The sequence below is a fragment of the Pluralibacter sp. genome, assembly GCF_019237635.1.
In the GTDB taxonomy this organism is placed as follows: Bacteria; Pseudomonadota; Gammaproteobacteria; order Enterobacterales; family Enterobacteriaceae; genus Enterobacter_B.
In genome coordinates this window covers 1-24,277 of record NZ_JAFAGS010000004.1, presented here as the reverse complement: position 1 = coordinate 24,277, position 24,277 = coordinate 1, and the positions used below count along the sequence as shown (strand labels likewise).

General features: G+C 56.8%; 28 protein-coding genes. 9 read left to right on the top strand and 19 right to left on the bottom strand.

The genetic code is table 11. The features are described 5' to 3' along the window. Positions 1-144: hypothetical protein (locus tag JO226_RS00535; RefSeq protein WP_293471724.1), on the top strand; the 144-nt coding region annotated here is incomplete at its 5' end. A gap of 24 nt (positions 145-168) precedes the next feature. On the opposite strand, the gene JO226_RS00530 is transcribed toward JO226_RS00535, so the two are convergent. After that, positions 169-513, bottom strand: coding sequence for a nitrous oxide-stimulated promoter family protein (locus JO226_RS00530; protein WP_293471723.1), 345 nt, complete (start codon positions 511-513; stop codon positions 169-171). 191 nt (positions 514-704) lie between these two features. Between JO226_RS00530 and JO226_RS00525 the strand changes: the two genes are divergently transcribed. From JO226_RS00525 to JO226_RS00515, 3 genes are all read left to right on the top strand, one after another. Continuing rightward, a complete protein-coding gene (locus JO226_RS00525) occupies positions 705-935 on the top strand; it encodes a SymE family type I addiction module toxin (RefSeq protein ID WP_293471716.1) in 231 nt (76 codons plus the stop codon). A gap of 278 nt (positions 936-1,213) precedes the next feature. Next, entirely contained in the window at positions 1,214-2,899 is a 1,686-nt protein-coding gene (locus JO226_RS00520) for an arylsulfatase (RefSeq protein ID WP_293471714.1), read from the top strand. A gap of 77 nt (positions 2,900-2,976) precedes the next feature. After that, the gene (locus tag JO226_RS00515) at positions 2,977-4,239 is read left to right on the top strand and encodes an anaerobic sulfatase maturase (protein WP_293471712.1); all 1,263 of its coding nucleotides are present in this window, start codon (positions 2,977-2,979) and stop codon (positions 4,237-4,239) included. Positions 4,240-4,275: 36 nt separating this feature from the next. Here JO226_RS00515 and JO226_RS00510 read toward each other — a convergent pair whose 3' ends face one another. Then, positions 4,276-5,271 carry an HAD family hydrolase gene (locus JO226_RS00510; protein ID WP_293471722.1) on the bottom strand — a complete coding sequence of 332 codons (996 nt, stop codon included), beginning with the start codon at positions 5,269-5,271 and terminating at the stop codon, positions 4,276-4,278. A 467-nt stretch (positions 5,272-5,738) separates the two neighbouring features. On the opposite strand from JO226_RS00510, the gene mutS reads away from it, so the two are divergent. Beyond that, positions 5,739-8,300, top strand: coding sequence for a DNA mismatch repair protein MutS (mutS, locus tag JO226_RS00505; protein ID WP_293471711.1), 2,562 nt, complete (start codon positions 5,739-5,741; stop codon positions 8,298-8,300). Between the two features lie 44 nt (positions 8,301-8,344). On the opposite strand, the gene JO226_RS00500 is transcribed toward mutS, so the two are convergent. Both JO226_RS00500 and JO226_RS00495 read right to left on the bottom strand, forming a co-directional pair. After that, positions 8,345-8,566 carry a non-oxidative hydroxyarylic acid decarboxylases subunit D gene (locus JO226_RS00500; RefSeq protein WP_293471720.1) on the bottom strand — a complete coding sequence of 74 codons (222 nt, stop codon included), beginning with the start codon at positions 8,564-8,566 and terminating at the stop codon, positions 8,345-8,347. Between the two features lie 10 nt (positions 8,567-8,576). Continuing rightward, on the bottom strand, positions 8,577-10,004 hold the full coding sequence (locus JO226_RS00495; protein ID WP_293471709.1) for a non-oxidative hydroxyarylic acid decarboxylases subunit C: 1,428 nt from the start codon (positions 10,002-10,004) through the stop codon (positions 8,577-8,579). Positions 10,005-10,166: 162 nt separating this feature from the next. Between JO226_RS00495 and JO226_RS00490 the strand changes: the two genes are divergently transcribed. Together JO226_RS00490 and JO226_RS00485 are read left to right on the top strand one after the other, a co-directional pair. Next, positions 10,167-10,574, top strand: coding sequence for a MarR family winged helix-turn-helix transcriptional regulator (locus tag JO226_RS00490; protein WP_293471708.1), 408 nt, complete (start codon positions 10,167-10,169; stop codon positions 10,572-10,574). Positions 10,575-10,693: 119 nt separating this feature from the next. Continuing rightward, positions 10,694-11,155, top strand: a complete 462-nt coding sequence (locus JO226_RS00485) for a 2TM domain-containing protein (protein ID WP_293471707.1) — start codon at positions 10,694-10,696, stop codon at positions 11,153-11,155. A 45-nt stretch (positions 11,156-11,200) separates the two neighbouring features. Here the strand turns inward: JO226_RS00485 and rpoS are convergent, their stop codons facing one another. Next, the gene (rpoS, locus tag JO226_RS00480; RefSeq protein WP_293471706.1) at positions 11,201-12,193 is read right to left on the bottom strand and encodes an RNA polymerase sigma factor RpoS; all 993 of its coding nucleotides are present in this window, start codon (positions 12,191-12,193) and stop codon (positions 11,201-11,203) included. Between the two features lie 58 nt (positions 12,194-12,251). Beyond that, the gene (gene nlpD / locus JO226_RS00475) at positions 12,252-13,313 is read right to left on the bottom strand and encodes a murein hydrolase activator NlpD (protein ID WP_293471718.1); all 1,062 of its coding nucleotides are present in this window, start codon (positions 13,311-13,313) and stop codon (positions 12,252-12,254) included. Between nlpD and JO226_RS00470 the strand changes: the two genes are divergently transcribed. Then, complete coding sequence (locus JO226_RS00470; RefSeq protein WP_293471705.1) at positions 13,252-13,389, top strand: peptidase; 138 nt, start codon at positions 13,252-13,254, stop codon at positions 13,387-13,389. The two genes, nlpD and JO226_RS00470, sit on opposite strands and share 62 nt — an antisense overlap. Positions 13,390-13,493: 104 nt before the next feature. Here JO226_RS00470 and JO226_RS00465 read toward each other — a convergent pair whose 3' ends face one another. The 11 genes from JO226_RS00465 to cysG all read right to left on the bottom strand — a co-directional run bounded on the left by JO226_RS00465 (position 13,494) and on the right by cysG (position 22,323). Further along, positions 13,494-14,120 (bottom strand): protein-L-isoaspartate(D-aspartate) O-methyltransferase, encoded by a 627-nt coding sequence (locus JO226_RS00465; RefSeq protein ID WP_293471703.1) that lies wholly within the window; start codon positions 14,118-14,120, stop codon positions 13,494-13,496. After that, positions 14,114-14,875 (bottom strand): 5'/3'-nucleotidase SurE, encoded by a 762-nt coding sequence (gene surE / locus JO226_RS00460; RefSeq protein WP_293471701.1) that lies wholly within the window; start codon positions 14,873-14,875, stop codon positions 14,114-14,116. Before surE ends, JO226_RS00465 begins: the two co-directional genes overlap by 7 nt. Then, positions 14,856-15,905 (bottom strand): tRNA pseudouridine(13) synthase TruD, encoded by a 1,050-nt coding sequence (truD, locus tag JO226_RS00455; protein WP_293471699.1) that lies wholly within the window; start codon positions 15,903-15,905, stop codon positions 14,856-14,858. The genes surE and truD overlap by 20 nt, the downstream gene beginning before the upstream one ends. Next, the gene (gene ispF, locus JO226_RS00450) at positions 15,902-16,381 is read right to left on the bottom strand and encodes a 2-C-methyl-D-erythritol 2,4-cyclodiphosphate synthase (RefSeq protein ID WP_293471697.1); all 480 of its coding nucleotides are present in this window, start codon (positions 16,379-16,381) and stop codon (positions 15,902-15,904) included. Before ispF ends, truD begins: the two co-directional genes overlap by 4 nt. After that, positions 16,381-17,091 (bottom strand): 2-C-methyl-D-erythritol 4-phosphate cytidylyltransferase, encoded by a 711-nt coding sequence (ispD, locus tag JO226_RS00445; RefSeq protein ID WP_293471695.1) that lies wholly within the window; start codon positions 17,089-17,091, stop codon positions 16,381-16,383. The genes ispF and ispD overlap by 1 nt, the downstream gene beginning before the upstream one ends. Positions 17,092-17,111: 20 nt before the next feature. Further along, entirely contained in the window at positions 17,112-17,423 is a 312-nt protein-coding gene (ftsB, locus tag JO226_RS00440) for a cell division protein FtsB (protein WP_013364976.1), read from the bottom strand. A gap of 150 nt (positions 17,424-17,573) precedes the next feature. Beyond that, positions 17,574-17,900: a DUF3561 family protein gene (locus JO226_RS00435; protein WP_293471692.1), complete on the bottom strand. Its 327-nt coding sequence runs from the start codon at positions 17,898-17,900 to the stop codon at positions 17,574-17,576. A 44-nt stretch (positions 17,901-17,944) separates the two neighbouring features. Continuing rightward, positions 17,945-18,550, bottom strand: a complete 606-nt coding sequence (gene cysC, locus JO226_RS00430) for an adenylyl-sulfate kinase (RefSeq protein WP_293471690.1) — start codon at positions 18,548-18,550, stop codon at positions 17,945-17,947. Then, on the bottom strand, positions 18,550-19,980 hold the full coding sequence (cysN, locus tag JO226_RS00425; protein ID WP_293471688.1) for a sulfate adenylyltransferase subunit CysN: 1,431 nt from the start codon (positions 19,978-19,980) through the stop codon (positions 18,550-18,552). Before cysN ends, cysC begins: the two co-directional genes overlap by 1 nt. A gap of 9 nt (positions 19,981-19,989) precedes the next feature. Next, positions 19,990-20,898: a sulfate adenylyltransferase subunit CysD gene (gene cysD, locus JO226_RS00420; RefSeq protein ID WP_293471686.1), complete on the bottom strand. Its 909-nt coding sequence runs from the start codon at positions 20,896-20,898 to the stop codon at positions 19,990-19,992. Positions 20,899-20,907: 9 nt separating this feature from the next. Beyond that, a complete protein-coding gene (cysG, locus tag JO226_RS00415) occupies positions 20,908-22,323 on the bottom strand; it encodes a siroheme synthase CysG (protein WP_293471684.1) in 1,416 nt (471 codons plus the stop codon). 237 nt (positions 22,324-22,560) lie between these two features. Between cysG and JO226_RS00410 the strand changes: the two genes are divergently transcribed. Next, entirely contained in the window at positions 22,561-23,604 is a 1,044-nt protein-coding gene (locus JO226_RS00410) for an aminopeptidase (RefSeq protein ID WP_293471682.1), read from the top strand. Positions 23,605-23,663: 59 nt separating this feature from the next. On the opposite strand, the gene JO226_RS00405 is transcribed toward JO226_RS00410, so the two are convergent. Further along, positions 23,664-23,816: a Hok/Gef family protein gene (locus JO226_RS00405; protein WP_293471680.1), complete on the bottom strand. Its 153-nt coding sequence runs from the start codon at positions 23,814-23,816 to the stop codon at positions 23,664-23,666. Between the two features lie 248 nt (positions 23,817-24,064). Further along, the coding region (locus JO226_RS00400; protein ID WP_293471678.1) for a phosphoadenosine phosphosulfate reductase family protein at positions 24,065-24,277 on the bottom strand (213 nt) is incomplete at its 5' end.

Sequence of the window (24,277 nt, the reverse complement as noted above, 5' to 3'; positions counted from 1 at the left end):
GCGCAGCAAATTCTGCGGGTGTTGAAAGAGACCAACGGCGTGGTCGCCGGACCGAAAGGCGCCGCGCAACGTCTGGGTCTCAAGCGCACCACCCTGCTTTCGCGAATGAAGCGCCTGGGCATCGACAAAGACATGCTGGCGTAAACTGCTGCCAGCGCGGCGGGCGGGTCATTTTTTCGGACGATATTTTTCCGGCAGCACCGGCACCGGCCGCCGATCGTCAATCAGATGACGAATCGTCAGAATGGGGTGCCGCCACAACATTCGCGGCCCGGCCCAGCGCATAATCTGCTTCATCTCTTCGCGTTTTGCCGGTTGGTAACAGTGAACCGGACACTGTTTGCAGGCGGGTTTCTCCTCGCCAAAGACGCACTTATCCAGCCGTTTGTCAGCATAAGCGTTTAATGCCTGATAATGCCCCTCCTCGGCGGAAGCTTGCGGGCACTGGCGCACATAGAGTGCGATCATTCGACGGATCGTCAGCTTTTCCCGAAGAATGCGTGTTCCTGTCATCACGATATCCAGACCAATAAGTTGCATAAATAATACACGTTTATTGATATCCCCTCCAGCGACGAGGGTCGAATTCAGTCCGAAAGCGGACGCTACCCTCCATAGACAAAAAGCACGCTTGCCGTATCATTTCACTGTGTTTATATACAGCACTCATATTATCAGCATGCAACGGCAAGGGAGAAAAAGATATGCAGTCTGAGCATCATCAGGGAGTGAGCAAAACATCCCGTCAGGTCACCGTAAGCTATGTCAGAAAACGTCATCAGGACCCAAAAACCCTGCGCACCCGCAGAATAAGCCGCCACCCGAGCCTGGTGCTGAGCGGCGACTGGCTGCAGGAGGCCGGTTTTCCCACCGGTACACCGGTCGCCGTTTCCGTCGCCTGGGGCAGGCTTATCTTAAGTCCGGTGGCGGAGTAACGCATCCTGCGCCCAGATACCCGCGTGAATGGCGAACGTTGAACGCAGGACACTGAAATCATACGCGACGGTAAATATTCTTAATAATGCCTTCACCACGCTCCGGTGACGCGCCGCCACTGGAGTTTTTTACCTTTATGTACTTCACTTGACAGTGCTTTACCCAAAAAGGGGCGGCGAATTGCACTGTGCCAGCAGGCATTATGCGTCTGCCCCCCGCGTAAATCCCCCCCAAAAAAGAATGCCCCCTGACGAATACGACAACGAAGGAGTTGAGTATGAAGAATACGTACAAGGGAATAGGCGTGCTTGCGTTTGCCGCAGGCTCGCTTATGCCGGCAGGCGTTGTGCACTCCGCCGACCAGACAGGTACACAGCCGGACGCTGGCGCAAAGAAGCCTAACATCATTCTGATTGTCTCTGACGACACAGGCTATGGCGATCTGGGCGTCTACGGCGGCGGCGAAGGGCGAGGTATGCCGACGCCAAACCTTGACCGTATGGCTGATGAGGGGATGACTTTTTTTGATTTCTATGGACAGCCCAGCAGTACGCCAGGGCGCGCGGCGATGCAGACCGGACGCATCCCCAACCGCAGCGGCATGACCACGGTGGCCTTCCAGAGCCAGGGCGGCGGTCTGCCTAAAGAAGAGTGGACGCTGGCCTCGGTACTCAAAACCGGCGGCTACAAAACCTTCTTTACCGGTAAATGGCATTTAGGCGAGGCGGACTATGCCCTGCCCAACGCCCAGGGCTATGACGAAATGAAGTATGTCGGCCTGTACCATCTGAACGCTTACACCTATGCAGACCCGACCTGGTTCCCGGATATGGATCCGAAGCTGCGCGAAATGTTTGCCAAAGTGACCCGCGGCGCGCTGTCCGGTAAAGCAGGAGAAACGCCGAAGGAAGAGTTCAAAATCAACGGCCAGTATGTCAATACGCCAGAGGTCGATGGTAAAGAGGGCGTAGTGGGTATCCCGTTCTTTGACCGCTACGTCGAGAAGGCCTCTGTCGACTTCCTGGATGCTAACGCCAAATCCTCAGAGCCGTTCTTTATGAGCATCAACTTCATGAAGAACCATCAGCCCAACATGCCGGACCCTGACTATATCGGCAAGTCGATGTCGAAGAGCAAATACGCCGATTCGATGGTGGAGATGGATGCTCGCGTTGGCCGCATCATGGATAAGCTGCGCGAGCTGGGACTGGATAAAAACACGCTGGTCGTCTGGACGACGGACAACGGCGCATGGCAGGACGTCTATCCTGATGCCGGTTATACGCCGTTTCGCGGCACCAAAGGCACCGATCGCGAAGGCGGTACGCGCGTACCGGCCATCGCCTGGTGGCCAGGGAAAATCAAGGATCACACCCGTAACCACGATATCGTCGGCGGCCTTGATCTGATGGCGACATTTGCGTCAGTCGCCGGGATAAAACTGCCGGAAAAAGACCGCGCCGGACAGCCGATTGTCTTCGACAGCTACGACATCTCTCCGGTGCTGTTTGGTACAGGGAAGGATCCCCGGACGTCCTGGTTCTACTTCACCGAAGATGAACTGACCCCAGGAGCCGTTCGTGTAGGCCACTATAAAGCGGTCTTCAACCTGCGCGGCGACGATGGCGCCCAAACGGGTGGACTGGCGGTAGACACTAACCTCGGCTGGAAAGGCCCGTCTTCCTATGTCGCCACTGTACCGCAGATTTTCGACCTCTGGCAGGATCCGCAGGAGCGTTACGATATCTTCATGAACAACTATACCGAGCATACCTGGACGCTGGTGACCTTTAACGAGGCTATCAAAGAACTGATGCAAAGCTATGTGAAGTATCCGCCACGCAAACCGCAAAGTGAGGCCTATAGCGGCCCGATTACGCTGTCGCAATATGAGCGCTTTAAAAATGTTCGGGACCAGCTTGAACAAAAAGGCTTCCAGTTAAGTATGCCTACCGGTAATTAAAATAAGAAAACGGCCCGGCAGTTCACTGTCCGGGCCGCATTTTTCGCGCGCGCAATGAATGATGCAGGATGTCGCCAATGAAAAAGAGCACCACAATCCCGCTGACGCCGTTACAAAATCAGGGGAAATATCTGCCCGCCTATAAACGTCGCTACCACGTGATGGCCAAACCCTCCGGCTCGACCTGCAATCTGGACTGCAACTACTGCTTTTATCTGCATAAAGAACAGCTACTGCACCAGGACCGGGATAAAGGCATGAGCGATGAGGTGCTGGAAAACTTTATCCGTCAGTATATTCAAAGCCAGGACGGCGAAGAGATCATCTTCTCGTGGCAGGGTGGCGAACCCACGCTGATGGGGCTGGCGTTTTTTAAAAAAGTCGTTGCCCTGCAGCAGAAATATCAGCCCAAACACCAGCGTATTGAAAACGACCTGCAGACCAACGGCATTTTACTCAACGATCAGTGGGCAGCCTTTTTGAAAGAGCACCGTTTTCTGGTCGGCATTTCAATCGACGGCCCAGAAGAAATGCATGACCGTTTTCGCGTCACCCGCAGCGGGAAACCCACCTTTTCGAAGGTGATGCAGGCCATTGAGACGTTAAAACGTCACGGCGTGCCATTTAATACCCTGGTGGTGGTAAACCGCATCAATGCCCGCTTTCCTCGCGAGGTCTACCGCTTTCTGACCCGAACCGTCGGCGCTACCTACATCCAGTTTACGCCCTGCGTTGAACCCGTTGACTTTAAAACCACCGCCCCCCAGTTCTGGCAGGAAGACACCATCCCGCTGACCGGCAGTCGTCGGGCGAAACCTGGCGACCTGGACTCGATTGTCACCGACTGGTCCGTCGATCCTGATGACTGGGGCACATTCCTGACGGAAGCCTTTGATGAATGGGTGACGCACGATCTGGGGCGGGTTCAGGTGAATCTGTTTGAAACCGCCGTGGTGCAAACGATGGGGCTACCGTCGCAGCTGTGCATCACTGCGCCGTTTTGCGGTAAAGCGCTGGCGATAGAGAAAAATGGTGATGTTTACTCCTGCGATCACTACGTGTATCCGGAGTATAAGCTCGGCAACATCCGTGCCCATAAGCTTTCGCATATGGTCTTTTCCGAACGACAGAAAACCTTCGGAATGGGTAAGAAAGAGACCCTGCCTGATTACTGTAAACGCTGTCCGCACCTGAATTTATGCTGGGGTGAGTGCCCGAAAAACCGGATAGTCAGAGCCCCCGATGGTGAAGAGGGCCTCAACTATTTGTGTCCTGGCTTTCAGCATTTTTACGCGACGGTAAAACCCACTCTCGAAAAGATCGCCGCGATGCTCAAATAACCTCGCAACAGGTCACAACTACAGTGGCCTGTCTCTTTATGGCGCTGTGCAAAGGGCGGGATCAAACACGGTTTTCCAGTCCTGTTTCATGTCCACCACCACCCACCCTTTTTGCTGCGCCAGGGACAATCCTTCAACAAGCTTGCCGCTGGCCGTCGGGTGGCTGTCATAGGCATATTCCCGCGCCGCATCCGTGTGATGCACCAACAAGCCAAACGTTTTGGCGTCAGGGTTGCCGGTGGCGTATTGCAGCATCGCGAGGTCGCCGTCGCTATTGCCAAAAGCGGCGACCGGACGCTGGCCCATAAACAGATGAATGGCGACCGGCTTCGACGCGCCATCATCGTTGAACGCCCCTTTCATGGTTTTTTGCAATTCAACGCCTTTTTCGCCGAGCGAGTAGTCGCTCAGTGAGAACGATCCGACCACCTGCTCCGGCGGAATGCCGTACATGTTGTCCGACATCACCCGCATAAAATCGATACCGCCGCCGGAGATAATCCAGGTTTTAAATCCATTAGCCCGCAGGTAATCGAGAAGCTGGCGCATCGGCTGATAGCCCAGACTATCGTACCGGCACCCGGTTCGTTTATCCTTGTGCGTCGCAAGCCAGTCGCGAACGCGCGCGGCAAAGTCGTCAGTCGTCATCCCGCTGTGCGTCAGCGCCACCAGACTGAGCAAGCCTTTCTCGCCGGACGCGGCCACGGCCCTGAAGTCATCACGCAACACGGCGGCAATCAGCGGGTCTTTCTGCCATTCCGGGTGTTCAGGCGCCATCCGTTTGATTTCATCCACCGCAAACTGTAGCTGGAACGTCAGCGGCGCCTCCGGCCAGAGGGTGCCGTCATTATCGAAAACCACATAGCGCTTATTCAGCGGAATAAAATCCGGGCTCCCGTCACGAGTGGTCTCCTGTACCCATTTTTCGATAGCCTGTTTTACCGGTGTATCATTCCAGGCAGGAAGTTCGTCGGTGCTTGCCGGGCAGTTGAAACTCAGCAATAGCGCGCAGAAAAGTACGGGTTTCTTCATCATGAATCCTTCCTGGGTCAGAACTGATAGCTGTAGTTAACGCAGGCGGCCCCTTTCCGGCCTGCTAAAAAAGACGCTCTCACCACAAGCAACCTATTGATTATTAGCATAAAAACAGACTCAGGTGGTGAGTTATAAAAGTATAGCGTTAAATTGAATTTCAATAGCGAAAACAAACCGGTATAACGAAAATTGTCAGCAAACCCTATCTTTCGATAATGACATTCTCCCCTTCTTGTTTTCCTGCCATACAGACTCCGTTATCATGCTACCTGCATACCATTAAGTACTGGGTCTGGGTTGCGCGGCATGTGGCGACGTTTTCCAGGCCATGGCCAGAGTGCTGCCTGTCTCGCGGTACTAACCTGTAGAATTTCATGAGATTCAATGAGCTAACGTGATACCAGATAAAAACGATAAAAATCACTAACTCATTAATATTTAAAGAAAACGGATATCACAAATCGATGAGTACACTAGAGAGTTTCGACGCCCACACGCCGATGATGCAGCAGTATCTGAAGCTAAAAGCCCAGCATCCGGAAATCCTGCTGTTTTACCGGATGGGGGACTTCTACGAGCTGTTCTATGACGATGCGAAACGCGCATCGCAGCTGCTTGATATTTCGCTGACCAAACGCGGCGCCTCGGCGGGCGAGCCTATTCCGATGGCGGGAGTGCCTCATCACGCGGTCGAAAACTACCTGGCGAAGCTGGTGAACCAGGGCGAGTCGGTGGCTATTTGCGAACAAATTGGCGACCCGGCCACCAGCAAAGGCCCGGTAGAGCGCAAAGTGGTGCGTATTGTTACGCCAGGCACCATCAGCGATGAAGCGCTGCTGCAGGAGCGCCAGGACAACCTGCTCGCCGCCATCTGGCAGGACAGCAAAGGCTACGGCTACGCGACGCTGGATATCAGTTCCGGACGCTTTCGCCTGAGCGAACCGGCGGACCGAGACACCATGGCCGCCGAACTGCAGCGTACCAACCCGGCCGAGCTGCTGTATGCCGAAGACTTCGCCGAGCTGGCGCTGATTGAAGGCCGTCGCGGCCTGCGCCGCCGCCCGCTATGGGAGTTTGAAATCGACACCGCGCGCCAGCAGTTGAACCTGCAGTTCGGCACCCGCGACCTGGTCGGTTTTGGCGTCGAAAACGCCCCGCGCGGGCTGTGCGCGGCGGGCTGTCTGCTGCAATACGTAAAAGACACCCAGCGTACGGCGCTACCGCATATTCGCTCTATCACCATGGAGCGACAGCAGGACAGCATCATCATGGATGCGGCGACCCGCCGTAACCTGGAGATCACCCAAAATCTGGCTGGCGGGGTGGATAATACCCTGGCCTCAGTGCTGGACTGCACCGTCACCCCGATGGGCAGCCGCATGCTTAAGCGCTGGCTGCACATGCCGGTTCGCGATACCGCTGTGTTGCTCGACCGCCAACAGACCATTGGCGCGCTACAGGACAGCGGCTGTCTGCTGCAACCGGTACTGCGTCAGGTCGGCGACCTCGAACGTATACTCGCGCGGTTGGCGCTGCGCACCGCCCGTCCGCGCGATCTCGCCCGGATGCGTCACGCGTTCCAGCAATTGCCGGAACTGCGGGAGTTGCTGGCAGGCGTCAACAGCGCGCCGGTGCAGGCGCTGCGCGAAAAAATGGGCGAGTTTACCGAACTACGCGAGCTGCTGGAGCGGGCCATCATTGATACACCGCCGGTGCTGGTGCGCGACGGCGGCGTCATTGCCCCTGGCTATAACGCAGAGCTCGACGAGTGGCGCGCCCTTGCCGACGGCGCGACAGACTACCTCGACCGCCTGGAAATCCGCGAGCGCGAGCGTCTGGGGCTGGATACCCTGAAGGTCGGCTATAACGCCGTGCACGGCTATTACATCCAGATAAGCCGCGGTCAGAGCCATATGGCGCCGATTCACTACGTGCGCCGCCAGACGCTGAAAAACGCCGAACGCTACATTATTCCGGAGCTCAAAGAGTACGAAGACAAAGTGCTGACCTCGAAAGGGAAAGCGCTGGCGCTGGAAAAGCAGCTCTACGACGAGCTGTTCGACCTGCTGCTGCCGCATCTTGCTGAACTGCAGCAAAGCGCTGCGGCGCTGGCGGAGCTTGACGTGCTGGTTAACCTTGCCGAGCGGGCGTACACCCTCAACTACAGCTGCCCGGTATTTAGCGATAAACCCGGTATCCGCATTGTGGAAGGCCGCCATCCGGTGGTCGAGCAGGTGCTGAACGAGCCGTTTATCGCCAACCCGCTAAGCCTCTCGCCGCAGCGCCGGATGCTGATCATCACCGGGCCGAATATGGGCGGTAAAAGTACCTATATGCGCCAGACTGCGCTTATCGCGCTGCTGGCCTATATCGGCAGCTATGTCCCGGCGCAGAAGGTAGAGATTGGTCCTGTCGATCGCATCTTCACCCGCGTCGGCGCGGCGGATGATCTGGCCAGCGGCCGCTCGACCTTTATGGTGGAAATGACCGAAACGGCGAATATCCTGCACAACGCGACCGAAAACAGCCTGGTGCTGATGGACGAAATCGGCCGCGGCACCTCGACCTACGACGGCCTGTCGCTGGCATGGGCCTGTGCGGAAAACCTGGCCAACCGCATCAAGGCGCTGACGCTGTTCGCCACCCACTACTTTGAGCTGACGCAGCTACCGGAAAAAATGGAAGGCGTGGCCAACGTGCATCTCGACGCGCTGGAGCACGGCGACACCATCGCCTTTATGCACAGCGTGCAGGACGGTGCGGCCAGCAAAAGCTACGGGCTTGCCGTGGCGGCGCTGGCGGGCGTCCCGAAAGAGGTCATCAAGCGGGCGCGGCAGAAACTGCGCGAGCTGGAAAGCCTATCGCCCAATGCCGCCGCCACTCAGATAGACGGCACGCAAATGTCGCTGCTGACGCCCGCCGAAGAAACCTCTCCGGCCCTGGAAGCGCTGGAAAATCTCGATCCGGATTCGTTGACCCCGCGCCAGGCGCTGGAGTGGGTTTATCGTCTGAAGAGTCTGGTTTAACGCTACAATGCCCGGTGGCGCTAACGCTTACCGGGCCTACAGGGTTACAGCAGCGGCGGGATCGTCGGCACCTGCGGCGCCTCATCAATATCTTTCTGCGTCATACGAAACGCCTGCGGATAATGTTCGCGGCTGGTGCGGCGCAGCGGCTCGGTATCACGCCAGGTATACAGACAATGCTGGCACTGATAGACCGTCCAGACCCCTTTCACCGGCGATGTCGCCATCACCTCAATCCGTTCATCAGCACAACGTGGACAAATCATCATGTTCTCCTTACTTACGTGCGGCCAGCATGGCGGTTAATTTCTCAGCCCAGGCTTTGGTTTCCGGAAGATCCTGCACCGGCTGGCTGTAATGGCCGCGGTTATCAGGTGCAACCGGCGTGGTAGCGTCAATAATAAGTTTGTCGGTGATCCCCGCCGGGCTTGAGCCAGGATCAAGCTCCAGCACTGACATATTGGGCAGTTGCACCAGATCCCCCGCCGGGTTCACTTTCGATGACAGCGCCCACATCACCTGCGGCAGGTTGAACGGGTCGACATCCTCATCCACCATGATCACCATCTTGACGTAGCCCAGCCCGTGCGGCGTGGTCATCGCCCGTAATCCCACCGCGCGGGCAAAGCCGCCGTAGCGCTTTTTCGTGGAAATAATGGCGAGCAGGCCATGGGTATACATGGCGTTGACCGCCTGCACTTCCGGGAATTCCGCTTTCAGCTGTTGGTACAGCGGCACGCAGGTTGCCGGTCCCATCAGGTAATCAATTTCTGTCCACGGCATCCCAAGATAGAGAGATTCGAAAATCGGTTTTGTACGGTACGAGACTTTATCGATACGCACTACCGTCATATTACGCCCGCCGGAATAGTGCCCGGTAAACTCGCCAAACGGCCCTTCGATTTCGCGTATGCGGCTTTCAATCACCCCTTCAATAATCACTTCAGAGCCCCAGGGAACGTCAAACCCGGTGAGCGGCGCCGTGGCTATCGGATACGGGCTTTCGCGCAGCGCCCCGGCCATTTCATATTCCGATTGATCGTACTTTAGCGGCGTGGCCCCCATCAGCGTGATAATCGGGTCGTTGCCCAGCGTAATCGCAACCGGCAGATCCTCGCCGCGCTCTTCCGCTTTGTGCAGATGCAGCGCGATATCGTGCATCGGCACCGGTTGCAGGCCAAGTTTGCGTTTCCCCTTGACCTCCATGCGATAGATACCGACGTTCTGTTTGCCGAAATGGTCGGGATCACGCGGGTCGCGGGAAACGACGCAGGCTTTATCAAGATAGAAACCGCCATCGCCATCGTTGAGACGAAACAGCGGCAGCAGATCGAAGAGGTTTATCGCCTCGCCATCCACGCTGTTTTCAGCCCAGGGCGGGCTGGCGCGGCGTTGCGGCGCGACGGGGAAGTTGTCCCAGCGGCGAATAAACTCATCTATCTGTTTTTTCACTGGCGTATTTGGCGCCAAGCCCAGAGAAATCGCGTGGTTTTGCCATGAGCCGATGGTATTCATCGCCACGCGGGCATCGATAAAGCCGCGAATGTTGTCAAACCACAGCGCAGGCGCGCCATCGCCAATTCGCCCTGTCGCATTGGCGGCGGCGGCAAGATCCGGCTCCGCATTCACCTCTTCGCTGATTCTCAGCAATTGTCCCTGCTCTTCAAGCGCCGCAAGGAAGCTTCGCAAATCGTCAAACACCATGTTCTTTCTCCTGTGCATTATTTTGTTCGTACACGAACGCATTCAAAGAAAGTACACCCGATAACCTAAACTCACAACATTGTTCGTGCACGATCGGGTAAATCACTCACCATTGAAGCATTAACGGTTATCATAGAGGGGAGTTTTCACTGCGGAGTAGTCATGGAACTAAGGCAAGAAACGTTTCATTTGTTACGACAGCTTTTCCAGCAGCATACGGCGCGCTGGCAACATGAACTGCCGGAACTGACCAAGCCGCAGTATGCCGTGCTGCGCGCAATCGCCGAAAATCCGGGTATTGAGCAGGTCGCCTTAACAGAGGTCGCCGTCAGCACCAAAGCGACGCTGGCGGAGATGCTGAGCCGTATGGAGACCCGGGGTCTGGTAGCGAGAGAGCAGGACCCGGCGGATAAGCGTCGGCGTTTTGTCCGGTTAACCCCACAGGGTGAAGCGTTGCTCGACACCAGTATTCCGATTGGCAACGGAGTCGATGAGGCGTTTTTGGGCCGCTTAAGCGATCGGGAACGGGCGCAGTTTACGGAATTGATCCGTAAGATGATGGCGCCGTAGACCCCCGTATTCCGGGCTGTCGTCACCGTGTCGTGCTGCTGTCGTGGGGAGATCGTGTCGCTGTCGATACATTTGGGCAATACTTTCCTGCGACACCCCACTCTCCCGGAGATACCGATATGAGCAACACATTCAGAGAGTATCGCCTTGCCCGCGCCTGGTCTCAGGAACAGTTGGCTGAAATGGCCGGACTGAGTACCCGCACGGTACAGCGTATTGAAAACGGCGAGCAGGCAAGCCTCGAAACCTTAAGCGCGCTGGCGGCCGTATTTGAAATCAGCGTATCCGATCTCACCAATGACCGTTCGTCAGGCGGCGAAGCGCTGGATGAACGTATTGTGCAGGCACGTACGAAAGTCGCCCAGGAGGGACGGTTTTACCGTTCGGCGCTGACAGCTATTGTGGTCTGCATTTTTCTGTACATCATTAATCGCACCACCTCGCCTGACGGCCATTGGTCGTTCTGGGTCGCCGGTATCTGGGGCACCCTGCTGGTTCTCCGCGGCCTGCGGGTTTTCATTTTTGGCGGGTTGATAGAGAAGTGGCAACAAAAGCGTATTCAGAAAATGCTGCGCAGATAAAGAAAAAGGCCAGTCTCTCAACTGGCCCTTTTGACAAAAATAAGGTTATTCGCGGAACAGCGCTTCAATATTCAGCCCTTGCCCCTGCAGGATTTCACGCAGGCGACGCAGACCTTCAACCTGAATCTGGCGAACGCGTTCACGAGTCAGGCCAATTTCACGGCCGACATCCTCAAGCGTTGCCGCTTCATACCCCAGCAGACCGAAACGGCGCGCCAGCACTTCACGCTGTTTGGCGTTCAGTTCGAACAGCCATTTGACGATGCTCTGTTTCATATCATCGTCCTGCGTGGTGTCTTCCGGACCGTTGTCTTTTTCATCGGCCAGGATATCCAGCAGCGCTTTTTCAGAATCGCCACCCAGCGGGGTGTCGACTGAGGTGATGCGTTCGTTGAGACGCAGCATACGGCTGACGTCATCAACCGGTTTGTCCAGTTGCTCGGCTATCTCTTCTGCGCTCGGCTCATGGTCCAACTTATGGGACAACTCGCGCGCGGTACGCAGATAAACGTTGAGCTCTTTGACAATGTGGATAGGCAGGCGAATCGTACGGGTTTGGTTCATGATAGCCCGTTCAATCGTCTGGCGAATCCACCAGGTTGCATATGTTGAGAAACGGAACCCACGTTCCGGATCGAACTTCTCGACGGCGCGGATGAGCCCCAGGTTGCCCTCTTCAATCAGATCCAGCAGCGCCAGACCACGATTGCTGTAACGACGGGCAATTTTCACCACCAGACGCAGGTTACTTTCAATCATCCGGCGTCTTGAGGCTACGTCACCACGCAGTGCACGGCGTGCAAAATAAACTTCTTCTTCGGCCGTTAACAATGGGGAGTAACCAATCTCCCCAAGGTAAAGCTGAGTCGCATCCAGCACACGCTGTGTGGCACCCTGAGATAACAGCTCTTCCTCAGCCAGGTCGTTATCACTGGGTTCCTCTTCACTCAAGGCCTTCTCGTCGAAAGCCTCTATTCCGTTCTCATCAAATTCCGCGTCTTCATTTAATTCATGAACTTTCAGCGTATTCTGACTCATAAGGTGGCTCCTACCCGTGATCCCTGGACGAAACACACCTTAAGCATGTTTCGCCAAATTATCGCTGCGGCAAGTACTGCAGCGGGTTGACGGATTTCCCCTTGTAACGAATTTCAAAATGTAAGCGTGTTGAACTGGTTCCGGAGCTACCCATGGTAGCGATTTTTTGCCCCGCCTTAACTTCTTGTTGTTCCCGGACCAGCATTGTGTCGTTATGGGCGTAGGCGCTCAGGTAATCATCGTTGTGTTTGATGATAATAAGATTACCGTAACCGCGCAGTGCGTTACCGGCATAGACGACGCGCCCATCTGCGGTCGCGACGATAGCCTGTCCTTTACTGCCTGCGATATCGATGCCTTTATTGCCGCCATCGGCTCCGCTAAAGTTCTCGATAATTTTGCCGTCAGTCGGCCAGCGCCATGAGGAGATCGGCGAACTGGTAGACGTACTGCTTGCAGTCGGTTGGGTTGTGCTTGCAACGGGTGCTGTAACAGGCGCTGTGACCGGGGTCGCAGGCTTGTTGTTAGGCAACATTTTGTTAGCACTTTGTTCACCTGAATCCTCAGAATACGTAATTGTTGGTTGAGACGCAACCACTGCGGAGGAATTTTGTGCAGGTTTTGCGACTAACACCGCGGAACTGCTGCTGGCCTGCGCCACCGGGTTATTTCCGGTAATGGGCTGCCCTGAGGCGTTACCGACCTGTAAGGTTTGACCGACGTTCAGAGAATAAGGTTCAGCAATATTATTGCGCTGCGCCAGGTCGCGGAAATCATTACCGGTCACCCATGCAATATAGAAAAGCGTGTCGCCGCGCTTCACGGTGTAGGTGCTACCGCCCGTATAGCTGCCTTTCGGGATATCGCCATACTTACGGTTATAAACGATATGACCATTGACGGTCTGCAACGGCGTGTCCGCCGCCTGCGGGCGTGCAGGCTGAATTTGCGGCTGCTGCGCCGACTGAATCTGCGGCGCAGGCTGCGCGGTCGAGCCCATTTTAGGCGGCGGCGTGATCAGCATACCGGAATCCGTACTGGATGACGGCGCCCCCCCTATGGAGCTGACCGGCGCCGGTGGATTACTGGAATTTGAACATCCTGCCAGCCAAAGTGAAATCAGTGATGCTGCCGCAACACGGCTTACGGTGAATTTCGGGCTTCCCGCGCTCATTTATCCCCCAGGAATGTGTTAACTGCCAATGACGTAATTACCGCGCAACGCGTCGGCTCAGGCATATTTCAAATGCGCACACCCTACGCCATCACTCGCGTTGAAATAAACAGGAAAACTCCTGTATTACGCCAGTTCGCCTCTGACCAACGGCACAAAGCGAACGGCCTCTACGGTATCAATAATAAACTCGCTCCCCCGCCGACGAATGCGCTGCAAAACCTGCTGCTCGTCTCCCACGGGTAAAACAAGAATGCCGCCTTCCGCAAGCTGCGACATCAGCGCCTGCGGAATTTCCGGCGGCGCCGCCGTGACAATAATGGCATCAAATGGCGCTCTTGCCTGCCATCCCTGCCAACCATCGCCATGACGGGTTGAAACATTATGCAAATCCAGCTGTTTGAGACGCCGACGTGCCTGCCATTGCAGGCTTTTGATGCGTTCGACGGAACAAACATGGTGTACCAGATGCGCCAGTATCGCCGTCTGATAACCCGACCCGGTGCCGATTTCCAGCACCCGGGACTCCGGCGTTAACTCCAGCAGCTCGGTCATCCGGGCCACCATATAAGGCTGTGAAATCGTCTGGCCCTGGCCTATCGGCAGCGCGACGTTTTCCCATGCTTTGTGTTCAAAGGCTTCATCAACAAATTTTTCCCGCGGAACTTCGGCAATCGCCTCCAGGACATGTTCGTTAAGAATGCCCTGGTTACGGAGTTGATTGAGAAGACTTTGTACGCGTTTACTTACCATTTCGCGTTAACTCCCACGCGATCCAACCACCCCGCCACGACCCCATGGGCGTTATGCGCGGTTAAGTCCACATGCAGCGGCGTTACCGAAACATACCCCTCTTCGACGGCGGCAAAATCGGTATCCGGCCCGGCGTCGAATTTTTCGCCCGGAGGACCAATCCAGTACAGGGTATTGCCGCGCGGATCCTGCTGCGGGATAACCTGATCGGCCGGATGGCGGCTGCCGCAGCGAGTCACGCGAATGCCTTTGATCTCCGAAAGCGGAAGATCGGGTACGTTGATGTTAAGTATGCGTCCGGTACGCAGCGGCTCGCGGGACAATGCGCGCAGAATATCGCAGGTAACGGCGGCGGCAGTGTCATAGTGCGTATAGCCATTAAGCGAAACGGCAAGGGCTGGAAAACCCAGATGACGGCCTTCCATTGCCGCGGCAACGGTTCCCGAGTAGATAACGTCATCGCCCAAATTGGGGCCTGCGTTGATCCCTGAGACGACGATATCCGGGCGCGGGCGCATCAGCGCGTTGACGCCCAGATAGACGCAGTCCGTCGGGGTTCCCATCTGCACAGCGATATCGCCGTTTTCAAACGTGAAGGTGCGAAGCGAAGACTCCAGCGTCAGCGAGTTCGACGCACCGCTGCGGTTACGATCGGGAGCGACAACCTGTACCTCGGCAAACTCCCGCAAGGCTTTCGCCAGCGTCTGAATACCTGGCGCATGGATCCCGTCATCGTTACTCAGCAATATTCGCATAATCACCTGTTGTGTTGATAAGTTCCCTTACCACACTGGTGGCAAAACTGCCCGCCGGCAGCCAGAAACGTAGTTCTACCGTTACGTCATCCCACCAGTTCCAGCAAAGTTGTTGCGGATACAGCAGCATCGCCCGGCGCGCCGCCTCAACCTTCTCACGCACCAGCAGCGACTGTAACTCGCCCTGATCCGCAAGGGTTTCCTGCTCAAACGCCAGCGCCGCGCGCTGGGTTCCCCAGTCGCCGCTGCCCGGCAGCGCGGCGGTAACCATTAACTCGCGCGCGTCAACGCGGGTCTGAAGTTCGGACATCTCGTCGTCCGTCGCCACGAACCAGCTGCCGCGCCCCGCTAATTGTAGCGCATCGCCGTCAACAACTTGATTAAAGTCTGTTTTTTTTAAACGCGCGCTGACCAGTTGATTAAACAACGCGCTGCGTGCCGCCGACAACCAAAAACTGCGTTTATTGCGATCGCGCACCGGCGCATCGCTCTGCGCCCAGCGCAGCGCGCCCAGCAGGTTGCTGCCGCCGATGCCGAAACGCTGCGCGCCGAAGTAGTTCGGCACGCCCTGATCCGCTATCGCCTGCAGGCGTTGATCCACATCATCACGATGGGTCACTTCCCGCAAAACGAGAGTGAACTGGTTACCCTTCAGCGCCCCGAGACGGAGTTTGCGCTTATGGCGCGCATATTCAAGCACCTGGCAGCCTTCAAGCTGGAACTGGCGCATGTCCGGCATCTCTTTGCCCGGCAGACGCGCGCACAGCCACTGCTCGGTGACGGCGTGCTTATCTTTCTGCCCGGCGAAGCTCACCTCGCGGGCGTGAATCTTCAGGAATTTCGCCAGCGCATCGGCGACAAAACGGGTATTGCAGCCGTTTTTGAGAATGCGCACCAGCAGGTGCTCGCCTTCGCCGTCGGGGGCAAATCCTAAATCTTCCACCACCAGAAAATCTTCCGGGCTGGCCTTAAGCTGCCCCAGCCCCTGCGGCTTACCGTGCAGGTAAGTCAGTTGGTCAAACATCATCATGGTTGTGCCTTATGCAGCAACGCGACCGCTTCGCAGGCAATACCTTCGCCGCGCCCGGTAAAGCCAAGCTTTTCCGTGGTGGTCGCTTTCACGTTGACATCATCCATATGGCAGCCGAGATCTTCGGCAATAAAAACCCGCATCTGCGGAATATGCGGCAACATTTTCGGCGCCTGGGCAATGATCGTGATGTCGACATTGCCAAGCTGATAGCCTTTAGCCTGAATCCGGCGCCAGGCTTCGCGCAGCAGCGCGCGGCTGTCGGCGCCTTTAAACGCCGGATCGGTGTCCGGAAAGAGTTTGCCGATGTCGCCGAGCGCCGCCGCGCCCAACAGCGCGTCGGTCAGGGCGTGCAGCGCCACATCGCCGTCGGAGTGCGCCAGCAGGCCTTTTTCGTAAGGAATGCGAACGCCGCCGATGATAATAGGGCCAACGCCGCCAAACGCATGTACGTCAAAACCGTGTCCAATTCGCATTACGCCTTCTCCTGAAGTCCGCTACGGGTAAGGTAAAATTCTGCAAGCTGCAGGTCTTCCGGACGTGTCACTTTAATATTATCAGCGCGGCCGGCGACCAGCTCGGGATGGAACCCACAATATTCCAGCGCCGAGGCTTCATCGGTGATGGTCGCGCCCTCATCAAGCGCGCGGGTTAAGCAGTCAAAGAGCAATTCACGCGGGAAAAACTGCGGCGTCAGGGCGTGCCAGAGGTCGTTTCTGTCGACCGTATGCGCAATCGCCGTTTTCCCAGGCTCCGCGCGCTTCATGGTGTCACGGACCGGCGCCGCCAGAATACCGCCGACACGGCTGGTTTCGCTGAGCATCAACAGGCGTTCAAGATCGTCGCGATGCAGGCATGGACGCGCGGCGTCGTGCACCAGCACCCACGGCGCATCGCCTGCCGCACGCAAGCCTGCCAGCACGGAGTCCGCGCGCTCAGCGCCGCCGTCGACGACGGTAATTTGAGGATGACCTGCCAGCGGCAGTTGCGAAAAGCGGCTGTCGCCTGGGCTTACGGCGATAATGACCCGCTGAACACGCGGGTGAGCGAGCAATGCCGCCACCGCATGTTCGAGAATCGTTTTGTTACCGATTGAGAGATATTGTTTCGGGCACTCGGTCTGCATGCGACGGCCAAATCCGGCGGCCGGCACCACGGCGCAAACGCCCGGAAAAGTTGCTGCCATATCGTAAATCCTGGGCCTGTTTATCGGTTATTTTGCCCCGAACCCTGATTGCGCTTAGACGCATCCGGCACCAGACGGTAGAACGTCTCGCCCGGGCGGGTCATGCTGAGTTCATTGCGTGCGCGCTCTTCGATAGCTTCCTGGCCGCCGTTGAGATCGTCGATTTCGGCGAAAAGCTGATCGTTACGCGCTTTGAGTTTGGCGTTAGTTGCCTGCTGTGAGGCCACGTCATCACTGACCCGGCTGTAGTCATGAAGACCATTCTTGCCAAACCACAGCGAGTACTGCAGCCAGACCAGTAAAGCCAGTAATAGCAGCGTTAGTTTACCCATCCTGCCCCCTGAAAAACGGCATCATCATCCCATAACTTGCCCGGCTACTCTACACGGGCCGCGGACGATGCCGCTATCGCGGGGAATGTACCACATTTTACCCGCAGAGTCGTACGTCTCATTGCATTCTGTTGCAACTGCGCGAGACCTTCAGCCCAGCAGCCATAAAAACAGCAGGGCGAACAGCGCCGTCACCGTCAGAAACGTCGCCAGAACGCTATAGATGAGCTTACCATTGACGAGCGAATGCAGCGCAATGCCGATAACCACCGACACCGGCAGCAGCGCCAGAAAGAAGGGCCAGGTATAGAGAAAAAAGAACAGCGTGTTGCTGCCATAGAACAGAACAGGGATACCCAGCGCCAGCAGCCATGCGACGAAACCCACGACGGCGCCGGAGAAGGACCAGGTCGTCTCTTCGGCCTCCAGCGTCATGGGCTCCGATGGGGTTATGCTAATGTTCTGGGTATTGCGCATATCAAATCCTGTGTGCTGACCGGCCAGCGTGACCTGGCACTGTCTCAGGATCTGATAATATCTCCCTGTCTCATCAGGTCTAATAATTGGTTAACCAAATTTGTTACCAATTGTTCACCATCCAGATGAATTTCGGGTTTTTCTGGTGTCTCATAAACCGAATCTATGCCTGTGAAATTTTTAAGTTCTCCGGCGCGGGCTTTTTTATACAGCCCCTTCGGATCGCGCGTTTCACAAACCGCCAACGGCGTATCGACAAACACCTCGAAAAAGCGCCCCTCCCCGACCTGCTCGCGCACCATCTGGCGCTCCGCACGATGGGGAGAGATAAACGCGGTCAATACCACCAACCCGGCATCCACCATCAGCCGGGCCGTCTCCCCCACCCGACGGATATTTTCCTTCCGGTCGGCATCGCTAAAGCCAAGGTCGCGACACAGGCCGTGGCGCACGTTATCGCCATCCAGCAGGTAGGTGCTGACGCCATGCGCGTGGAGCGCCGTTTCCAGCGCCCCGGCCACGGTGGATTTACCGGAGCCGGACAGTCCGGTAAACCACAGCACCACACCGCGATGCCCGTGAAGCTGCTCACGCTCCAGCTGCGTTACCGCATGGTCGTGCCAGACAACGTTTTCGTCATGCTGCGCCATTAGCGGTTACCCAGCAAGTCGCGGGCGTTCCAGTGCGGAAAGTGTTTGCGTACCAGCGCATTCAGCTCCAGCTCAAACGCGCTGTGATCCCCGGACACCTGCAGCGGTTTCGCCGTCTGCGGCTCGTGAACCATGCCGGCACCCACCGTCACGTTGCTCAGGCGATCGATAAAAATTAAGCCGCCCGTCACCGGGTTATGCGGGTATTTATCCAGCACCAGCGGTTCATCAAAGGTCAGCTCCACCCGCCCGATACCGTTCAGCGGCAGGCTCGCCACCTCATGGCGGGTCAGGTTGTTGATGTCGACCTGATGCGCAATACCGTCTACCCGGGCGCGGGTCTTTTTACCGGCAATTTTGATTTCGTAACTCTGCCCCGGCTGTAGCGGCTGCTCGGCCATCCACACGACGTCCACGCTGGCGCTTTGCACCGCGGGCAGGGCATCCGCGGCATCGACCAGCAGGTCGCCGCGGCTGATGTCGATTTCATCTTTCAACACCAGGGTAATCGCTTCTCCGGCGCTCGCCTGCGGCAGGTCGCCGTCAAATGTGACGATACGGGCAATAGCCGACTCAACACCGGACGGCAGCACTTTTACCCGCTGGCCGACCTGCACAGTCCCGGAGGCTAACGTCCCCGCATAGCCGCGAAAATCGAGGTTAGGACGGTTGACGTACTGCACCGGGAAACGCACCGGCTGCTGCTCTACCACACGCTGAATCTCAACGCTTTCCAGCACCTCCAGCAGCGTCGGGCCGCTGTACCACGGCATCGTTTCGCTCTGTCTGGCGACGTTATCCCCCTCCAGCGCCGACAGCGGCACAAAGCGAATATCAAGCTCGCCCGGCAGCTGTTCCGCAAAGGTCAGATAAGCATCGCGAATTTCTGAAAACATCTCTTCGCTGTAGCCCACCAGGTCCATCTTATTAATGGCGACCACCAGGTGCTTAATCCCCAGCAGCGTGGAGATAAAGCTGTGGCGGCGGGTTTGATCGAGCACGCCTTTGCGGGCGTCAATCAGCAGGATAGCCAGTTCGCAGGTTGAAGCGCCGGTTGCCATATTACGGGTGTACTGCTCATGCCCCGGGGTATCGGCGATAATAAACTTGCGCTTTTCGGTCGAGAAATAGCGATACGCCACGTCAATAGTGATGCCCTGCTCACGCTCGGCCTGCAGGCCGTCCACCAGCAGGGCCAGATCGAGTTTCTCCCCTTGAGTGCCGTGACGCTTGCTGTCGTTGTGCAGCGACGAGAGCTGATCTTCGTAGATCTGCCGGGTATCGTGCAGCAGACGGCCAATCAGGGTGCTTTTCCCGTCATCCACGCTGCCGCAGGTTAAAAAACGCAGCAGGCTTTTGTGCTGTTGCGCGTGGAGGTAAGCCTCTACGCCGCCTTCATCGGCAATCTGTTGTGCAATCGTCGTGTTCATAGCGGCTCCTTAGAAATACCCCTGACGTTTTTTCAGCTCCATCGAGCCTGCCTGATCGCGGTCAATAACCCGCCCCTGGCGCTCGCTAGTGGTCGACACCAGCATCTCTTCGATAATCTCCGGCAGCGTCTGCGCATTTGACTCTACGGCGCCGGTCAGCGGCCAGCAGCCAAGCGTACGGAAACGAACTCTTCGCTTTTTAATCACTTCGCCAGGTTCGAGATCAATACGATCGTCATCAACCATCATCAACATCCCGTCACGCTCAAGCACCGGACGCTCAGCGGCCAGATACAGCGGGACGATGTCGATATTTTCTAAATAGATGTATTGCCAGATATCCAGCTCGGTCCAGTTAGAGAGCGGGAACACGCGGATGCTTTCGCCCTTGTTGATCTGGCCGTTGTAGTTGTGCCACAACTCCGGGCGCTGGTTTTTCGGGTCCCAGCGGTGGAAACGGTCGCGGAAGGAGTAAATGCGCTCTTTGGCGCGAGATTTCTCCTCATCGCGACGGGCGCCGCCGAACGCCGCATCAAAACCGTATTTGTTCAGCGCCTGCTTCAGCCCTTCGGTTTTCATGATGTCGGTATGCTTAGCGCTGCCATGCACGAACGGGTTAATGCCCATCTCCACCCCTTCCGGGTTTTTATGCACCAGCAGCTCGCAGCCATAGGCCTTCGCCGTGCGGTCGCGAAACGCATACATCTCGCGGAATTTCCAGCCGGTATCCACATGCAACAACGGGAACGGCAGCGTGCCCGGGTAAAACGCCTTTCGCGCCAGATGCAGCATGACGCTTGAGTCCTTGCCGATGGAATACATCATCACCGGGTTGGAAAACTCGGCGGCGACTTCACGGATAATGTGGATGCTTTCCGCCTCCAGTTGCCGCAAATGAGTGAGTCGTTTTTGGTCCATAACCCTTCCTTAAGCCAGATTCACCACAGAAGAGGCAAAGCTCCCCGTGTCGTGGGTATGTTGAAACCAGGCCAGCTGGTGGTGCAGCAGCACCACCTCGCCAATCACCAGCAGTGCGGGCATCGGCGCGTTTTTCGCCAGAGTTTCCAGTTGTTGTAATGTGCCGGTGATAACCTGCTGATCGGCACAGGTGCCGCGACTAATCACCGCCACCGGCGTGGCGCTGTCGCGACCGTGTTGAATCAGTTGCTGGCTAATCTCCGCCGCCTTCATCGTGCCCATATAGATGGCGAGCGTCTGGCGGCTTTTGGCCAGCTGAGCCCAGTCAAACGGCGTGCTGTCAGGCTTGTAATGTCCGGTCACGAAGGTGACGCTTTGGGCGAAATCACGGTGCGTCAGCGGGATCCCGGCATAGGCCGTCGCGCCAGCCGCAGCAGTCACGCCCGGTACCACCTGAAAGGGAATACCGGCCTCAGCCGCCGCCTGTAGTTCTTCGCCGCCGCGACCAAAAATAAACGGGTCGCCGCCCTTAAGCCGCACCACGCTTTTCCCCTGTCGCGCGGCCTCAACCAGTAAACGGTTGGTTTCATGCTGGGGTACGCTGTGGCTACCGGCGCGCTTCCCGACGCAGATCATCTCCGCATCGCGACGCACCAGCTCGCGCACTGCCTCGCTGACGAGGTGGTCATAGAACACCACATCCGCCTGCTGGATAACCTGCAGGCCGCGCAGCGTCAGCAGCCCGGCATCGCCCGGCCCCGCGCCGACCAGCGCGATCTCGCCGACAGGGCGTTCCGGACAGTCGATTTCCTCTTCCAGCACCCGCTGCGCCGCCGCATCGTTACCTGCGATCATCAGGCTGGCAAACCGCCCGTTAAACACGCGCTCCCAGAAGCGGCGGCGTTCAGCAACGCTCTTTAGCCGCGTCTTCAGATGGTTACGCCAGTAGCTTGATGCCAGCGCCATGCGGCCAAGATGGGTCGGCAGCAACGCTTCGATTTTTTCACGCAGAATACGCGCCAACACTGGCGCCGTGCTGCCCGAAGAGATGGCCACCAACAGCGGGGAACGGTCCACAATCGCCGGAAAGGTGAACGAGCACAGCGCCGGGTTATCCACGACGTTAACCAGACGTTGTCTGATATCCGCGGCGGCAAACACCCGCTGGTTCAGCGCGATGTCGTCCGTCGCGGCGACCACTAAAAACACCGGGTCGACCTGCGCCTCGTCAAACGTCTGCGCCAGCCAGACAATCTCCTGCTGTTCGCACAGCGTTGTCAGCTCTGCGTTAAGCGCATCGGCAACAACCTGCACCTGCGCCCCGGCGCGGCGCAGCAGTGAAATCTTGCGAGCTGCAACATCACCCCCGCCGATAACCAGTACCGGACGGTCTTTAATCGCAGTAAAAAGAGGGAGATAGTCCATAGCACAATAACGCATCACAATCAGTCATAACGCGACTATAGGGTGCGCCTTAGAGCAAATGAAATGACGAAATGGAATGAGTAGTTCCGCAAAGGAATAACACGTCAAAAAAACAAAGCTCAAAATGTGCTTAATGCGTGAAAATCCGCCGCTTTCAGACGAATTGAAATTGTGTTGTGGCGATCACAGTTTCATACTAGCAGCGTTAATAATTTTGCCCTGATGTAAGGACACACTATGTTTTCCGCACTGTGCCGCCGTCTCGTTGTACTGGCGTCGGGCGCATGTCTCGCATTTTCTGCTCTGGCCGCTCCCCCACCTGCGGGCGATATCGCCAGCCAGCAAGCCCGTTATATCGCCACCTATTTTCCAGGCCGGATGACCGGCAGCCCGGCGGAGATGCTGTCCGCGGATTATGTACGCCAGCAGTTCAGCCAGATGGGCTACCAGAGCGATATTCGCACCTTCCACAGCCGCTACATCTATACCAGCAAAAATAATCGCAAAAACTGGCATAACGTCACCGGCAGTACAGTTATCGCCGCCCATGAAGGGAAGGCGCAGCAGCAGATTATCGTGATGGCGCATCTTGATACCTATGCGCCGCACAGCGATGTCGATACGGAAAACAACCTTGGCGGCCTGACGCTGCAGGGTATTGACGATAACGCGATGGGCGTTGGCGTGATGCTGGAACTGGCCGAGCGGTTGAAAAACGTGCCGACGCAGTATGGCATCCGTTTTATCGCCACCAGCGGCGAAGAAGAAGGAAAGCTCGGGGCGGAGAATTTACTCAAACGCATGAGCGCAGAAGAGAAGAAAAATACGCTGCTGGTGATTAACCTCGACAACCTGGTGGTAGGCGACAAGCTCTATTTCAACAGCGGTAAAAGCACGCCAGCCTCTGTTCGCAAGCTCACCCGCGACCGGGCGCTGCAGATTGCCCGCAGCCGGGGCGTTCTGGCGACGACCAACCCAGGCCTTAATCCGAACTACCCGAAAGGTACCGGCTGCTGCAACGACGCAGAAGTGTTTGATAACGCGGGGATCCCGGTGTTGTCGGTGGAGGCCACCAACTGGTCGCTGGGCCACAAGGATGGTTTCCAACAACGCGCCAAATCCCAGGCGTTTCCGGATGGCACCAGCTGGCACGATATCCGGCTGGATAACCAGCAGTACATCGATAAAACCCTGCCCGGGCGCATTGAGCATCGCGGACGCGACGTGGTGAAAGTGATGCTGCCGCTGGTGAAAGAGCTGGCGAAAGCGGGCAAATCGTAACAGGGTGCCGGAGGATAAACGTCCACTCTCCAGAACGCGGGGTTTCCCCCGCGTTGTCGCTACTTCTTCGGTTCGTAAGCGAGAACAGCTTTAAACTCCATACCCCGCTCTTTAATACTCAACTCGCACAGCGAGTCGCGTACCATTAGCGTGAATCCCAGCGCCGTAATACACAGCGCTATGATTGCCACAACGGCATACTTTGTCAGCATGTCTTGCCTCCGTGCTAAGAAGAGACTAACATCTGAATTGCGATGTTCATACGTTGGCCTCGGGTTGATAGAAATATCTCCTGGGGCTTTCGTCTATCTGGAACCGGGTAAATGCCCGAAGCCAGTTAGCCTCAAGCACCCGTCGCCATTCTACGCCCGAGATTTCCCCCGCCAACAGCCGCAAACCAACGTATGTCCGATTCCGGAAAGGTCATCGCATTTCGGGGTAAACAGTCGAAACAAAAGCATTACCCTTCGTGCAACCCGCACTCCCGCTTCAGCCCAAAAAAGCGTGTCTCTTCTTCCGCCATACCGGGTTCCCATTTACGGGTTGTGTGGGTGTCGCCCACAGTGAGGTAGCCCTGGTCCCACAGTGGATGGTACTTCAGGCCGTGCTTTTGCAGATACTGGTACACCGTACGGTTGTCCCAGTCGATGATCGGCAGCACTTTGAACACCCC

Coding starts and splice junctions, on each gene's coding strand:
- JO226_RS00405 (WP_293471680.1), bottom strand. CDS start 23,816: ATGCTGACAAAGTATGCCGTTGTGGCAATCATAGCGCTGTGTATTACG.
- ispD (WP_293471695.1), bottom strand. CDS start 17,091: ATGGCAGCAACTTTTCCGGGCGTTTGCGCCGTGGTGCCGGCCGCCGGA.
- JO226_RS00410 (WP_293471682.1), top strand. CDS start 22,561: ATGTTTTCCGCACTGTGCCGCCGTCTCGTTGTACTGGCGTCGGGCGCA.
- JO226_RS00495 (WP_293471709.1), bottom strand. CDS start 10,004: ATGGTGTTTGACGATTTGCGAAGCTTCCTTGCGGCGCTTGAAGAGCAG.
- truD (WP_293471699.1), bottom strand. CDS start 15,905: ATGATGATGTTTGACCAACTGACTTACCTGCACGGTAAGCCGCAGGGG.
- rpoS (WP_293471706.1), bottom strand. CDS start 12,193: ATGAGTCAGAATACGCTGAAAGTTCATGAATTAAATGAAGACGCGGAA.
- JO226_RS00500 (WP_293471720.1), bottom strand. CDS start 8,566: ATGATTTGTCCACGTTGTGCTGATGAACGGATTGAGGTGATGGCGACA.
- surE (WP_293471701.1), bottom strand. CDS start 14,875: ATGCGAATATTGCTGAGTAACGATGACGGGATCCATGCGCCAGGTATT.
- cysG (WP_293471684.1), bottom strand. CDS start 22,323: ATGGACTATCTCCCTCTTTTTACTGCGATTAAAGACCGTCCGGTACTG.
- cysN (WP_293471688.1), bottom strand. CDS start 19,980: ATGAACACGACGATTGCACAACAGATTGCCGATGAAGGCGGCGTAGAG.
- ispF (WP_293471697.1), bottom strand. CDS start 16,381: ATGCGAATTGGACACGGTTTTGACGTACATGCGTTTGGCGGCGTTGGC.
- ftsB (WP_013364976.1), bottom strand. CDS start 17,423: ATGGGTAAACTAACGCTGCTATTACTGGCTTTACTGGTCTGGCTGCAG.
- JO226_RS00520 (WP_293471714.1), top strand. CDS start 1,214: ATGAAGAATACGTACAAGGGAATAGGCGTGCTTGCGTTTGCCGCAGGC.
- JO226_RS00525 (WP_293471716.1), top strand. CDS start 705: ATGCAGTCTGAGCATCATCAGGGAGTGAGCAAAACATCCCGTCAGGTC.
- cysC (WP_293471690.1), bottom strand. CDS start 18,550: ATGGCGCAGCATGACGAAAACGTTGTCTGGCACGACCATGCGGTAACG.
- JO226_RS00510 (WP_293471722.1), bottom strand. CDS start 5,271: ATGAAGAAACCCGTACTTTTCTGCGCGCTATTGCTGAGTTTCAACTGC.
- mutS (WP_293471711.1), top strand. CDS start 5,739: ATGAGTACACTAGAGAGTTTCGACGCCCACACGCCGATGATGCAGCAG.
- JO226_RS00470 (WP_293471705.1), top strand. CDS start 13,252: ATGGAGCTGACCGGCGCCGGTGGATTACTGGAATTTGAACATCCTGCC.
- cysD (WP_293471686.1), bottom strand. CDS start 20,898: ATGGACCAAAAACGACTCACTCATTTGCGGCAACTGGAGGCGGAAAGC.
- JO226_RS00435 (WP_293471692.1), bottom strand. CDS start 17,900: ATGCGCAATACCCAGAACATTAGCATAACCCCATCGGAGCCCATGACG.
- JO226_RS00490 (WP_293471708.1), top strand. CDS start 10,167: ATGGAACTAAGGCAAGAAACGTTTCATTTGTTACGACAGCTTTTCCAG.
- JO226_RS00530 (WP_293471723.1), bottom strand. CDS start 513: ATGACAGGAACACGCATTCTTCGGGAAAAGCTGACGATCCGTCGAATG.
- JO226_RS00485 (WP_293471707.1), top strand. CDS start 10,694: ATGAGCAACACATTCAGAGAGTATCGCCTTGCCCGCGCCTGGTCTCAG.
- JO226_RS00465 (WP_293471703.1), bottom strand. CDS start 14,120: ATGGTAAGTAAACGCGTACAAAGTCTTCTCAATCAACTCCGTAACCAG.
- JO226_RS00515 (WP_293471712.1), top strand. CDS start 2,977: ATGAAAAAGAGCACCACAATCCCGCTGACGCCGTTACAAAATCAGGGG.